At 66.3% G+C, this 13656-nt stretch carries 13 protein-coding genes; 8 read left to right on the forward strand and 5 right to left on the reverse strand.

Annotated features, from left to right (window positions below):
• Window positions 1-115: 115 nt before the first annotated feature.
• The 3 genes from ACIA76_RS39445 (at window position 116) to ACIA76_RS39455 (ending at window position 1598) form a co-directional block, all read left to right on the forward strand.
• Complete coding sequence (locus ACIA76_RS39445; protein WP_397159956.1) at window positions 116-355, forward strand: hypothetical protein; 240 nt, start codon at window positions 116-118, stop codon at window positions 353-355.
• A gap of 240 nt (window positions 356-595) precedes the next feature.
• Complete coding sequence (locus ACIA76_RS39450; RefSeq protein ID WP_397159958.1) at window positions 596-1024, forward strand: hypothetical protein; 429 nt, start codon at window positions 596-598, stop codon at window positions 1022-1024.
• Window positions 1008-1598: a Kelch repeat-containing protein gene (locus ACIA76_RS39455; RefSeq protein ID WP_397159960.1), complete on the forward strand. Its 591-nt coding sequence runs from the start codon at window positions 1008-1010 to the stop codon at window positions 1596-1598. The genes ACIA76_RS39450 and ACIA76_RS39455 overlap by 17 nt, the downstream gene beginning before the upstream one ends.
• Window positions 1599-1796: 198 nt before the next feature.
• Here the strand turns inward: ACIA76_RS39455 and ACIA76_RS39460 are convergent, their stop codons facing one another.
• From ACIA76_RS39460 to ACIA76_RS39470, 3 genes are all read right to left on the reverse strand, one after another.
• Window positions 1797-2612, reverse strand: coding sequence for a class I SAM-dependent methyltransferase (locus ACIA76_RS39460; RefSeq protein ID WP_397159962.1), 816 nt, complete (start codon window positions 2610-2612; stop codon window positions 1797-1799).
• Window positions 2613-2784: 172 nt separating this feature from the next.
• The gene (locus tag ACIA76_RS39465) at window positions 2785-3867 is read right to left on the reverse strand and encodes a type III polyketide synthase (RefSeq protein ID WP_397159963.1); all 1083 of its coding nucleotides are present in this window, start codon (window positions 3865-3867) and stop codon (window positions 2785-2787) included.
• A gap of 134 nt (window positions 3868-4001) precedes the next feature.
• A complete protein-coding gene (locus ACIA76_RS39470; RefSeq protein WP_397159964.1) occupies window positions 4002-6215 on the reverse strand; it encodes a hypothetical protein in 2214 nt (737 codons plus the stop codon).
• 189 nt (window positions 6216-6404) lie between these two features.
• Between ACIA76_RS39470 and ACIA76_RS39475 the strand changes: the two genes are divergently transcribed.
• The 4 genes from ACIA76_RS39475 (at window position 6405) to ACIA76_RS39490 (ending at window position 11155) form a co-directional block, all read left to right on the forward strand.
• Window positions 6405-6893 carry a MarR family winged helix-turn-helix transcriptional regulator gene (locus ACIA76_RS39475; RefSeq protein WP_397159966.1) on the forward strand — a complete coding sequence of 163 codons (489 nt, stop codon included), beginning with the start codon at window positions 6405-6407 and terminating at the stop codon, window positions 6891-6893.
• 239 nt (window positions 6894-7132) lie between these two features.
• On the forward strand, window positions 7133-7837 hold the full coding sequence (locus ACIA76_RS39480) for a flavodoxin family protein (protein ID WP_397159968.1): 705 nt from the start codon (window positions 7133-7135) through the stop codon (window positions 7835-7837).
• 123 nt (window positions 7838-7960) lie between these two features.
• On the forward strand, window positions 7961-9229 hold the full coding sequence (locus tag ACIA76_RS39485) for a chloride channel protein (RefSeq protein WP_397159970.1): 1269 nt from the start codon (window positions 7961-7963) through the stop codon (window positions 9227-9229).
• A gap of 240 nt (window positions 9230-9469) precedes the next feature.
• A complete protein-coding gene (locus ACIA76_RS39490; protein WP_397159972.1) occupies window positions 9470-11155 on the forward strand; it encodes a chloride channel protein in 1686 nt (561 codons plus the stop codon).
• 81 nt (window positions 11156-11236) lie between these two features.
• Here the strand turns inward: ACIA76_RS39490 and ACIA76_RS39495 are convergent, their stop codons facing one another.
• Together ACIA76_RS39495 and ACIA76_RS39500 are read right to left on the reverse strand one after the other, a co-directional pair.
• The gene (locus ACIA76_RS39495) at window positions 11237-11365 is read right to left on the reverse strand and encodes a hypothetical protein (protein WP_397159973.1); all 129 of its coding nucleotides are present in this window, start codon (window positions 11363-11365) and stop codon (window positions 11237-11239) included.
• Window positions 11358-11834 (reverse strand): MarR family winged helix-turn-helix transcriptional regulator, encoded by a 477-nt coding sequence (locus ACIA76_RS39500; RefSeq protein WP_397159975.1) that lies wholly within the window; start codon window positions 11832-11834, stop codon window positions 11358-11360. Before ACIA76_RS39500 ends, ACIA76_RS39495 begins: the two co-directional genes overlap by 8 nt.
• A gap of 77 nt (window positions 11835-11911) precedes the next feature.
• Between ACIA76_RS39500 and ACIA76_RS39505 the strand changes: the two genes are divergently transcribed.
• Window positions 11912-13426 (forward strand): FAD-dependent monooxygenase, encoded by a 1515-nt coding sequence (locus ACIA76_RS39505; protein WP_397159977.1) that lies wholly within the window; start codon window positions 11912-11914, stop codon window positions 13424-13426.
• The last annotated feature ends 230 nt before the right edge of the window (window positions 13427-13656 follow it).

Consider the following 13656-nt stretch of genomic DNA (forward strand, 5'->3'; position numbering starts at 1 on the left):
GACGATGCTGCGCAAGTAATTTCGGATGTAGTGTCCGCACAAGGACCATTGACGGGGGACCGTGGTCCTGCTTGACTCGGCATGCATCAGCCGAGAGAAGTGATCGGAGAACACAGTGCTGACCAAGTTTGTCGTAGCGGGGGCCGTAACGCTCGGAATAGCGATCGGATCGGCAGGGGTCGCCGCGGCCGACGCCAGGACGCCGGGGCCGAACTCGTTGGGGCCGTTCGTCACCGAGAGCGAACCCAGTGGTAAGGCCGCATGCGAAGCGGCGTCGATCGCTACGGGTAACTACAGCTCCTGCTATTGGGTCTGGGATGACGGCAAGATGAAGTACTACTTCGACCGTTCCTGAGGATCCGCACCCGCAGCTGATCGCCAGCTTCGATTCGTACCCATCTGGCAGCACCATTGGCATGCTGACGACGATGACGGCCGACCAACTCGCCGCACGAACCGCACGCACGCTGGATGCGGCCGTCACCGCGGGTCGCGACCACAGTCTCACGGTGACCGCCGCGACCGTGCCGTACGACGTGTTTCCGTCGGGGTGCATCCCGCGCCCGCGCCTGTGGTCGTGCGGGTGCCCATGGGAATGCCCGCATACGTCGATGACGAGGCTCACGCGAAGCCGCAGCGAATCGAGTTCGATGAACCGGGCGAGCTGTCATTCCTGTCGGCGGGTGAACCGAAGATGGCCGACGAAGGTCTCGCCGCGCGCGAATCGCGCTTGGACCTCATCGATCCGGCGGAATTGCTTTGGGCGCAACAGGAATGGGAGGCAATGGCGCGCCAGCGGTGGGAGTGGGTATGGCAGAGCCCGTGCTTCCGGCGGCTGTGCCCAGCGGCAATTGAGTGCGTTCAGGGGCTGGTCGGGGTCGTTCGGTTTGCGCTTGTGTTGGCACGCTTGTGTCGCCTGGTAGACATCGTGATGTGGATACCAGTTGCGGGACGCCTCGCTCTGCTGGCGGAGGCTGTATGTCCGGTTCGGGAGATAGGGCGTCGCGATGAGCGCGGCCGATGAGCTGATCTTGGAAGTCGAATCGCTCGTGGCCGGTGGTGCGAGCAGCGAACTCACCGATGCCAATCCGATTCTCGCCGCCGTGGAGATCTTCGACCCGGTCGCCGGGACCTGGACGCCGACCGGTTCGATGTCCGTCCCGCGCTATTTTCATTGCGCGACAACGCTGTACGACGGCAGCGTGCTGGTCACCGGCGGTATACCGTATGCGGCGACACTCGGCCCGGTCATCGACGCCCACAGCCTGGCGACCGCCGAGCGCTGGGATCCGACGACCGGGCAATGGCATGCGGCCGCCCCGATGCCGTTCGGGCGCAGCCGCCATCAGGCGCTGGGCTGGCAGTCCACTGTCGTCGTGCTCGGCGGTGCGGACGAACAGAGCCTGGAGTCGGCGTTCACCCACACCATGTACTTCGATCCGGCGACCGACACCTGGACCGCACTCGCACCGATGAGCAGCGGCCGCTTCAACTTCGCGGCCGTGGCGCTCACGACCGGGCAGCTGCTGGTGGCCAGCGGCAACGGTCAGCTGGAGGGACTGGTCACGGATTCGGAGGTGTTGACCGAGGTGGTGTGAGTCGCTGTGGGCGGTATTCGGCGGTGCCCTCGCTGATCTGCTGTACAGAGAGAAAGCCCCCGGACCCGAATGAAGCTTAGGATCTCGTGATCGTCGCGTTGTATGCGGGTTTGGCGGTAGCGCTGTCGAGTTCGCTCGGACTGCCGGTCGACTGACGGGTAAAGCAGCCCTGACGAAGGCCGAGGCAGCCGGCTCGATTCAGACGGCCACCATCGCTGTGAGTGTCACGTATTCGAAGAGGTATTCGGCCGGGCCGCCGGAGTTTCCGATATTCAGGCAATCGGCCAGGTCGAGTAGATCTTGATGGAGGGCGGCCGCGCGTTCCGGCTGGTCACCCACGGCCGCGAACGCCGCCGGTATCGGGCCGAACGTGGCTTCGAAGAATGCGACGAACTCTGCGGGGCTCGGGGCCGATCGGCGGAAGCTGGACGTCGTCGTGCGCAAGTCGCTGACCCGGTCGCCGAACACGTGCGATGCCCAGTCGTGGTTGCCCCACAATCGAACCGGCAGCGCATCCGATGGCGGTGGGTCGTAATGGGCGAGTGTGGCGAGGATTTCGCAGATCCAGGCACGCCGCGTCCAGCAGATCATGCCGATTGTGCCACCCGGTTTCACCACTCGTACCAATTCGGCGGCGACATCCTGGTGCCGCGGTGCGAAAATGGCGCCGACCGATGAGGTGGCGACATCGAACGACGAGTCCGGGAACGGCAGGTGTTGCGCGTCGGCCTCGACCCATTCCAGCTCGACGCCATTGGCCGCGGCCTCGGCCTTGCCGACCGCGAAGTTCTCTATGGTGATGTCGGAGGCGACCACGTCGGCGCCAGCCAGGGCGGCGGGGATGGCGACGTTGCCGGTTCCGGCACCGACATCCAGCACCCGCATACCCGGACCGATCCGACACGCATCGACCAGTTGCGGCCCGAGTTCCCACAGCGCCATTTTGGCGAATTGGTGGTAATCGCCCAGTGCCCATTCACTGCTCACATCCCCGAGAACTTTCGGTGTGGTCATCCCAGATCCTCCCGATAGGCAATGTTGCACTATGCAGCAATTATCCAGCAATTGAGAGAGTCCGGCATGTGACGTGCCTTACAGCGCATGGTGAGCGTTCACAGCGATCCGAAACGATACGGGGACAGCCCGCCCGCGATTCGGTGCCCGCTGATCCGTACGGAGCGGGATGTCAGGGCTGGCTGTGCCATCGACCGAGCAGGATTTCGGTGGTGAAGCCGGGGCCGAAGGCGACGAGTAGGCCCGGTGCGTGATGGCGGGGAGGATTGCTGTCGTGGTGACGTCGCAGGACGTCGAAGATGCTGACGCTGGCGGTGTTTCCGAGGTCGCGCATGCTGTCGCGGCTGCGGTCGAGTGTGCCGGCTGTCAGCCCGAGTCCATGTTCGACGGCGTCCATGATGCGCGGTCCGCCCGTGTGGGAGATGCAGAACGTCAGCTCGCGGCTGGACACGCCGTTCTCGCGCAGAAACGTATGGACATGGGGGATCGCCTCGGCGACGGTACGGCGGACGCTGGGGTCGGTGCGGAAGTGCAATCCGGTCTCGGAGGTGTGCCCGGAGATCACGTCCTGGGTGCTGGGGAGCAGCAGCTGGCGGCTGTCCAGGATGCGGAATCCTTTGGTGTGCTGAGTGTTTCGGCGGGCCACGGTGGCCGCGGCGGCGTCACCGAAGATGCCGTTGGAGATGAAGTCGCTCAGGGAGTGGTGGCCGGGTTGAAAGCTCAGGGAGCTGAGCTCGATCGCGATCGTGAGCACGATCGCGTCGGGGTGGGCTTGCAGGAAGTGGAATGCCTCGGCCAGTGCCGAAACCCCACCCGCACAGCCGAGTTGCTGGATCGGGGTCCGTCGCACGTCCGGTCGGCATCCGAGTTCCTGGGCGATATAGGCGTCGGGGCCCGGCAGCATGTAGCCGGTGCAGGACACCACCACCAGGTAGTCGACCTCGCGTGCGGTGATTCCGGCGTCGGCCAGGGCCTGCCGGGCGGCGTCGGTGCCCAGTCGGACGGCCTCGGTGTGGTATCGGGTGTTGCGGACGCCGAAGGATTCGGCATCCAGCAGCCGTTCGAGTGGCACCACGAATCGGCGCGTCGCCACCCCGGCGTGGCGCATTAACTCCAGTCCGCGTTCCAGATCCGGGGCGTCGGCGAAGTGTTCACGCAGCGCGGAGACGATCTCCTCTTGTCGGACGGTGTGTTCGGGTAGCCGGACCGATGGGCGGTTCACCGTGACCGGCAGGGTGGGCCGTGCCAGGGTCATGATCGTCTCCTTGCGCATTCGCTTCAGGTTGGAAGCAATATGGCACAAGGTATCGTCGCGGAGTCGATCTGCGGAAGGCTGGCGATTGTGACCAATTGGTGACGAGAAGAACTCTGCCGCAACGTATTCGCGGATCAGACGGGTATCGGCTGCAGTTGTTCTTCCCACGATTCGATGTGGTCCTCGGTGGGTTCGGGGGCCGGGGGTTCGGGCTGCTGGCTGCGTCGGTGCCACCATCGCAGCAATGCGAGGCCGAGTAGTCCGGCCAGCGCGGTCGCGATGGCGATTCGCCAGCCGGGTGGGCGCCAGGTGAGGACGAGGTCGGCATTGTGCGTTCCGGGTGGAATGTCGACGGCGGCAAAGGTTTTCGCGACGGCCTGGAACGGGATGTCGTGTCCGTCGAGGGTGACGCGGTAGCCGGGCCAGGCCAGCCGGGCGAAGACGATCCGGCCGCCGGAGTCGGAGCTGACCCGGACGTGGCTCGTGATGCCGGTGCGGTTGATCGAGGTGGCGGTCACCCCGGTCGTGTCGGCGATCAGGCCGTTGCGCTGGGAGACGAGACCGTCGTCGCGTTCGAGGACCCAGATGTATTTCTCGTGGCCGGGATAGTCGACCCACTTCCATCCGGGCGGGGCGGCGTGATTACCGGCGTCGGGGTACTGGGCGCGTTGCAGGACAACGCGATCGACCTTCATCAGATCGACCAGCGTTCGGCCGGTCGAGGGTTCGGGGGAGAACGCCTGCCGGAAGGCGCTCGGGCAGGTGCTACCGTCCCAGCCCATGCACAGCAGGGCGCTGAACGTCGCATAGCCGATAGGCGTGTAGGCGTTGACGTAGTCGAGCCCGATGTTCTTGGCGTAGTTGCCGAAAGCCAGTGATCCCCAGGCCTTGTCGAGGCTTTGATCGGGTGGTGCGACGAGGGCGCGGTCGGCCAATTGCAGTGTGACACCGTCGAAATGGGGGAACGTGTCCCGGATCTCGGAGCGATGCACGGGGAAGTGATAGGACATCGGCGCCGGTGATTGCGCGCGGACCTGGTCGTAGGCGATCGGGAACATCGCGACGATCGCCAGCACGCAGGCCAGCGTCGCGCCGCGGGTGCGGGCCAGCCACACCAGCACCGCGACCAGGGCCGAGACGATGGCCACCCAGACCAGATGGCGGTGGATCAGATGCGGTGCGGCGCAGAAGGTTCGGACGAACAGCAGCCCGATCAGCACGGCTGCGGCGATACCGCGGCGGCGCCAATCCGCGAAATTGCCGTAGCGGCTGAGGAATACGCACACCGCCACCAGCAGGGCTACCGCGAGCATCGGCAGCACCCGGCCGGGCCAGCGCAACGGCCCGATGCGGCCGGGCCCGGCGGTCCAGAACAGGAACGCGGTCGCGAACAGCGCCAGGCCTGTGTGCTCGCGGGCGTCGCGCCGGACCGCGGCCCAGTCGATGAAGGCCAGCAAGGGAATGAGGAACCAGGCGATGTACACCACGGGCAGCGGTTGCACGTAGCCCCACCACCCCTCGAAGGCGGGGACGGTGCTCGGCAGGCTGGCATTGAGCGATTCCGACCACGGCACGTCGAGGAACGAATCGTTGAGAATGCGTTCGTTACCCCGCCAGGTGACCGGTGAGGACAGTATGCCCGGCAGATAGGTCGCCAGACCCGCCAGGCCCGCGCACGCCGCAGCCGCCAGCAAGCGCAGCGAGGGCCGCCAGGTCCGCTGGTACACGAGCTCGCCGACGGCGACGACGGCGATCATGATGGCGGATTCGACTGCGGGAAAGACGTATTGGACCGAGATGGCCAGGTATAGGAACACGAACACCGGAGTCGGCCCGCCCCGGCCCCGCGCGTACCGCACACTCGCGGCCCAGGCGTGCAGCATCCACGCCGTGCCCGTGAGTGAAGTGGCCCAGCTGGCCTCGTCGAAGAACAGGAACCAGCCAGACAGCGGGAACGCCACGCCCGCGACCGCGGCCCACGAGGCGCGACCGCCGTAGGCGAGGCAGACGCGAAACACGCCGAGCGCGGCGATGATCGAGAAGATCAGCTTCACCACGGTGACGTAGAGGGCGAGGTTGTCCACCGAGGGCGCGATCAGATCGACGAGCAGCTGTGGCGGGTTGTAGATCCCCGCCTCTTCCAGGGAGTAGTTGCCCGACATCCATTCCCACGGCACCAGCACCGGCAACCTGCCCTCGCGCAGTTGCCGCCCGAGCATCACCCACATCGGCCCGTACTGGGCTTCGGTGTCGTCGGTATAGAAGTGCCGGGGATTGGCCAGCAGCACCGACGCGTACCCCGCGACCACGCCGACAATCGTGACAAATCCCCACGTACGCACGCTCATTCGTGGCATACCCGCTGCGTGAACGCTCACGAGCCGGAGACACTACCCTATCGAGGCAGTGTGCAACAGTTTCGCTATGCATGAGTGTGGTCGAAGGTCGTCGCACCTGATGCGGCGGGTGATGCGCCCCGAAACGGACGGACACGGCAGGATGGACACCGGCAGTGTGCTGACGTGACGGAGGTAGTGATGCGACGAAGGGATGCGGTGGCCGAGGAGTCGGTGGACGAGATCACCGATGCTCTGCTGACGGCCTCCCGGCTACTGGTGGCGTTGTCGGCGCGCTCGATCGCCCATGTGGACGAGTCGATCACGATTCCGCAGTTTCGCGCCCTGGTGTTGTTGTCGACGCGAGGTCCGTCGAAGATCGCGGGCCTGGCGAGCAGCCTGAACGTGCAGCCCTCCACCGCCACACGGATGGTCGAACGACTGGTCGTCGCGGGACTGATCGACCGCAAACCCAATCCGGAGTCACGCCGGGAACTGATCATCGAACTGACCTCGCGAGGCCGGCGGGTCGTCGACGCCGTGACCACGCGCCGGCGCACCGAGATCGCGGCCGTGGTCGAGCGGATGCGACCGGCCGATCGCACCGGATTGGTGCGCGCGCTCACCGCTTTCGCCGACGCGGGTGGAGAGTCCGATCCTGGTCTCGATATCGAGGGTTATCAGATCTGAGTAGGGGTTTCCTCGGGGCTGGGCACGCTGATCCGAGACACCCGGATCCGCGATGCTCGCGCTGGCTCAGCGCGACATCTCCACCGACGATGACGGCCGGCGCGGCACACGGCGTCGCTGATGCGGGCGTCAGTGTTTCGTCACCCGAATCGGCGCGTTGCCGTGCGGCTCGGGGGCTACTGTCGACCCGTCTCGTCGGCGCGGCGAGCGGTCCCGACTCCGAGGAAAGAGGCAGTGCCATGGCCGATTACGCCGACCTGCGGGCCTTGTTCGTCAACTGCACCTTGAAGCGCTCGCCCGAACGCAGCAACACCCAGGGATTGATCGATCTGAGCGCCCGGATCATGGAAAAGAACGGCGTGCGGGTCTCTCATATCCGCGCGGTCGATCACGATATCGCGACGGGTGTGTGGCCGGATATGACCGAACACGGCTGGGCCACCGACGAGTGGCCGGCGCTGCAGCGTCAGGTCATGGCCGCCGACATTCTGGTACTGGCGGGTCCGATCTGGCTGGGAGACAACAGTTCGGTGATGAAGCAGGTCATCGAGCGCCTGTACGGCAACTCCGCCATCCTCAACGAACGTGGCCAGTACGCGTACTACGGCCGGGTCGGCGGCTGTCTGATCACCGGTAACGAGGACGGCATCAAACACTGCGCGATGAACATTCTGTACAGCCTGCAGCACCTGGGCTACACGATTCCACCGCAGGCCGACGCCGGGTGGATCGGCGAGGCGGGTCCGGGCCCGTCGTATCTGGATCCCGGTTCCGGCGGCCCGGACAACGATTTCACCAACCGCAACACGACCTTCATGACGTGGAACCTGATGCATCTGGCCCGAATGCTGAAGGACAGCAACGGAATTCCCGCGCACGGCAACCAGCGTTCCGAGTGGGACGCGGGCTGCCGATTCGACTTCGAGAACCCCGAATACCGCTGACCGCAATAGGCTCGTTCCTGTCCGCCGCGTAGTGGGAATGTCGGCGAAACCCGCTGCGGTCATTGACCGACCGATCGATATGTTTGGGGCATACTGATCGGAATGATGGCCTCGTGGAATCGGGTGTCAATCGTTCTCGTCGTCCAAGCGGCAAGCATCGGCGTCGTCGCCGCCCTTGTCGCCGTTACGTTCCGCCGACTAGTCGCAGCCTGCACGACAGCGTTCACCGGCCGCGCCGATTACGGGGCGCCCGGTACGGTGCCCGGCACCGGCGCGCATTGGCCGTGGTTGCTCCTTGTGGCACCGGTTCTCGCTGGAGCGGTCTACGGTCCGCTGACGTCATGGCTCAGCCGGACGAGCGGGCGCCGGGTCCGGGTGGCGACCTATCGGGTCGAGCCCGGCGGTGGCGGTGCGCTGGTGAAGGCGCTGGCTGCCGTGTTGTGTATCGGTGCTGGCGGATCGGTGGGGCGGACCGGTCCGGTCGTTCAGGTCGCCGCCGCTGCCGGGGCCGGTATGGCCCGCCTGATCGGGTTGCGACCGGATCGCACGCGATTGCTCGTGGCCGCCGGCGCGGCGGGCGGGCTGGCCGCCAGCTACAACGCACCGCTGGCCGGGACCTGTTTCGCCCTCGAGATCGTGCTGTGCGCGGTGACCGCCGAGGCGTTTACCGCGGTGCTGCCCGCCGCGCTCGCCGCGGTTGCGGTGAGTCGCGTGTTGCTCGGGAGTGGGCGGTTGTTGCCGGTGGTCGATCTTCCGGTGCCCGTGGCCGCGAACTATCTGCTGTATGCCGGGGCGGGACTGGTCGCGGGTGCCGTCGGTGTCGTCTTTTCTGTTGTGCTGCAACACATTGTCGGCGGTTGCGATGCGTTGTGGCGCGGCAGGCCGGAGTGGGCTCGGCCGATCGCTGGTGGGTTGTTGTTGGGTGCGGTGTTGCTGGTGCTGCCGCCGCTCTATGGTGTCGGGATTCCGGTGATCACTGCGGGTGTCGACGGGCGCTATGGTCTCGGCCTCTTGATCGTGCTGATGGTCGGGAAGATGCTGGCGACCGGAATCACCTTCGGTATCGGCGGTTACGGCGGGGTGTTCATGCCGACGCTGTTCGTCGGAGCGATGTGCGGTGATGCCCTCGGCGTGCTGGCGTATCAGCTGTTTCCCGGGGTTGCGGGGTCGCCGAGTCATTACGCGGTGATCGGCATGAGCGCCGCGTTCATCGGCGCCACCCGCGCTCCGGTCACGGGTGTCGTCTTGTTGCTCGAGCTCACCGGCGACTACGGCATCGCGGTGCCGCTGTTGGTCGCCGCGGTTCCCGCGCTGCTGGTCGCCGTGCCGCGGTCCGCCGAGGTTCCGTATATCGGCAGGATCCTGCGACGCATCCCCACACCCGTTCCCTGAATCTCACCGAACGTCGTACGGTTGCTGCCCTTTCGTGGGCACAGGTGGTCCCGGCGCTGCCCTTGAACATCGCTGCCGGATTCACAGCCACTACAATTGTTGCAGTATGCAATGCTCTGAGGTGATGAGGGCGCTATGACAACGACACAGCTCCGGTCGGCTTCACTCGGTAACCGGCGGGCCTTGGCGGTCCCGGCGCACGTTCCGATTGTGGAATGGGTGCGGGAGAGCCCGGGGGGAATGGCCTTGCTCGCCTTGATCATCGGGGCCGGGGCAGGGGGTGGCGCGATCGTATTCCGGTGGCTGATCGTCACATTCACTCGATTGTTCTCCGGACACGACGACTATTCCGGCGCCGGTCATGTCGCGAATCCGCATCTGCCGTGGCTGGGGCCGTGGTTCGTATTGGCGGCGCCGGTAGTCGCGGGTCTGATCTACGGGCCGCTGGTGACGAAGTTCGCTCCGGAAGCTCGGGGCCACGGGGTGCCGGAGGTGATGTACGCCGTCGCTGCGCGCGGGGGCCGGATCCCGCCACAGGTGACCGTCGTCAAGGCATTGGCTTCGGCGTTGTGCATCGGCGGTGGCGGATCGGTCGGCAGGGAAGGGCCGATCGTGCAGATCGGGTCCGCGTGGGGCTCGAGTCTCGGACGGCTCACCCGCGTTCGGGAGAACCGGCTGCGGGTATTGGTGGCGTGCGGGGCCGCGGGCGGGATCGCGGCCACCTTCAACGCACCCATTGCCGGGCCGTTCTTCGCGATGGAACTGATCCTGCGTGACTTCACGGCCGAGTCCTTCGGTGCGGTGGTGTTGTCGAGTGTGACCGCGAGCGTCATCGGCCGCGCGGCATTCGGTAACAGTCCGTTCCTGGACTTACCCGCGTTCACGTTGCGCTCGGGCTGGGAGTACCCGATCTTCCTGGCGCTGGGGATCGTGATCGGCGCGGTCGGGGTCGGGTTCGGTCGCGTCCTGTACTGGATCGAGGACGTGTGCGATTGGGCCTGGCGTGGGCCGGAATGGTTGCGCCCGGCGGTCGGGGGAGTGGTACTCGGCGGGCTGCTGTTGGTGTTACCGCAGATGTACGGGGTCGGGTACCCGGTGCTGGCCCGGGCTGTCGACGGTCGGTATGCGCTGTGGCTGCTGGTTGTGTTGATGCTCGGCAAGATGATCGCGACCAGCCTGACCATCGGTATCGGCGGTTCGGGTGGGGTGTTCGCGCCGTCGCTGTTCATCGGCGCGATGGGTGGTACCGCATTCGGTGTTGTGGTGCATCATCTGTTTCCGGCCGCGACGGCCGCGCCGGGTCTGTACGGGCTCATCGGGATGGGCGCGGCGTTCGCCGGTGCCACTCGGGCGGCGATCACGGCGGTCATCATCCTGTTCGAGCTGACCGGCGAATACACCATCATCCTGCCGCTGATGCTCGCCGTCGTCGCCGCCACCGGAGTCTCCAGGCTCCTGTCCGACGACACGATCTACACCCGAAAACTCACCCGGCGTGGCGTCAATCTCGATGCGGTACACCATGGTTCGACGGCACGCCTGGAACGGTCGACCGTGGCATCGGTGATGGAGCCGATACCCAACCCGATCACCGTCGACACGCCGATCGAGCAGGCGAGCCGGGCATTGTGGTTGTCGGCCAACGGCATTCTGCCGATCGTGGGCTCCGACGACCGATATCACGGATGCGTCACCGCCCGCGCGATCGCCGAGGCCCTGTCCGACTCCGAATCCGACCACGCTACCGTCGGCGAAATCGCCGTCATGCCACCGAGAATCACCGAAACCGCCACGCTGGCAGAGGCTCTCGACGTACTCGCGCGCTCCGACAGCACCGGTCTTCCGGTCCTGGACCGGGGCGGCCACATCGTTGTCGGCTGGCTGACTCACCGGGCGGTTCTCACCACAGTGCAAGGAACCCGTTGACCTCCGAAGTGATCGACGAATCCGCCGACGACGGATCTCGGTCGCTGGCTGTGCCCCCTCCTTCGCGGAATGTGGTCGATATCAATGGAAGTCGTCTTCTGTGGCGCTGGATTGCCGGTCGTTCGTGCCGCGGACGAATTCACCTCGCAGGCCGTGGAATTCCTCCGCACGGCCGAGCTGACGACCGAGCAGCGGGAGCAGATCAGCCATCGGAACGCGGAGCAGCTGCTCCATCTGTGACGGCGTCTTTCGTCCGGTCGAGATTGTTGCCGACCCGAGTCAGCAGATCCCTCAGGGTTGCGATCTCGGCGGCGGTGAATCCCGCGACGGCCCGGTTGTCGAGCGCGGCAAGCTGGGCGTGTGCGTCGGTTACCCGCGCGTCGGTTCCGGGGGCCAGCGTGATCGTCTGGCTGCGCGCATCGCGGGGGTGGGGGGCGCGGCGGATGAGCCCGTCGCGGTCCATTCGGGTGAGTAACTGGGCCATGGAGGGCTGCTCGATGCCGGTCGCCTCGGCCAGCTCCTTCTGAGTCGGTTCCGCGCCCTCGCGCAGCAGCGCGAGCACGGGCACTTGGGCGTAGCGCAGGCCGAGAGGTTTCAGCGCGATGTCTCCGTCGCGCGCGAGCACGCGGGATGCGCGGTTGATCAGCTGGGCCAAGCTGGGTGCGGTGATCGGGTCCATATCATCCTTTACATAGGTGCCTATATAGTGTTACATAGGAACCTATGAACTCTAACTCTTCAGTATCGGAAGCCCAAGTGGTCATCGCCGGCGCCGGTCCGACCGGCCTCATGCTGGCCGCCGAGCTGCGGCTCGGCGGTGTCGACGTCGTCGTGGTGGAGCGGCGCGCGGCCGGTACCGTCGGCGAGTCACGCGCGCCCGGCATCAACGCCCGCAGCGTTGAGATCTTCACCCAGCGGGGGCTGGCCGACGAGCTCCTCGGCCGCGGCAAAGCCCTTCCGGGCGTGCTGTTTTCGGGGATCCCGATGGCCCCGCACGATCTCGATCCGGGCTGGCCGCCCGCGCTGATCCTGCCGCAACACGAGACCGAGCGGATCCTGGCCGCCCGGGCCGTCGAACTCGGTGTCCGGTTCCTGTGGTCCACCGCCGTGGTGAACCTGCACCAGGACGACGACAGGGTCGAGGTGTTCGTCGAGGGTCCTTCGGGCCCGGCCGAGATCCGCGCCGACTACCTCGTCGGTTGCGACGGCGGCCACAGCGCGGTGCGGCGGATCTGCCAGGTCCCGTTCCCCGGGGATGAGCCCGTGTCCTATTGGGTGGTCGGCGATGTGCAGCTGGATTACCCGCCCGACGGCAACGGAGTCTTCGGCCGCAACGAGCGGATCGGCACCTACCAGATATCGCGGGCCGAGCCGGGGTGGTTCCGCCTGAGCCTGATGCGGGCCACCCCGCCGGCCGATCGCACCGCGCCGGTCACCCTGGACGAACTGCGTGAGGTCATGCGCGACGGCCTGGGCACCGATTACGGTCTGCGCGAGGCACGGTGGATGTCCCGCTTCTCCGACGGATTCCGCCAGATCACCGACTACCGTCAGGGACGGGTCTTCCTGGCCGGCGATGCCGGGCACACCCATTCGCCGATCGGTGGGCAGGGCCTGAATCTCGGGATCCAGGACGCGGTGAACCTGGGCTGGAAGCTGGCCGCCGTACTGAACGGCGCCGCGCCCGACTCGTTGCTCGACACCTATCACCAGGAACGGCACCCGATCGCGGCTACCGTGCTGCAACTGACCAAGGCGCAGACGGCACTGATCAAGCCCGGCGCTCAGATGGACGCGCTGCGCGGTGTCGTGGGGGACATGCTCGCGGTGCCCGAGACCTGCCTGCGGCTCAGCGGGATTCTCAGCGGCCTGAATCTGCGCTACCCGCTCGGCGACACCCATCCCCTGCTCGGCCGTCGCATGCCCAATCTGACCCTGTCCACCGGCCAGGGCACCACCGAGGTGTTCGGCCTGCGCCAGGCACGACCCGTGCTGATCAACCTCGGCGCCGACGGATTGACCGACACCCCGGACCCGTGGGCGGATCGCGTGGACTACATCGAGGCCCGGCTCGACCCCGCACCCTCAACAAGCAGCTGGGACCTGCCCGTCTTCGGTGACGTCCCCGCCTGCGACGCGATATTCGTCAGACCCGACGGCTATGTCGCATGGGTCAACCCCGCCGGCGCACCCCTCGCCCACGACGCCCTGAACGGCGCCCTCGGCCGATGGCTGGGCACGGCCGACACAGCTGTGCTCGGCCGCATCTGAGCAGCCCCGGACTGCTTCCTCGACTGCGGCTTCCAACCGCGCGGATTCGCGTGAGGGGAGGCACACCGTGATCCACATACCTGCCATACCGGCATCGGACCACCCGTCTGCATTGCAGCACAACGCAATTCCATCACTGGAGCGCGGCAGGAGAACCGGACGGGACTCAAACAAGTTCCTCTCGGGGTGATCTCGTGGCGGCCGCCACTGATCATCCCATGGGACGTATC

The organism is Nocardia sp. NPDC051570 (assembly GCF_044454005.1).
Classification (GTDB): Bacteria; Actinomycetota; Actinomycetes; order Mycobacteriales; family Mycobacteriaceae; genus Nocardia.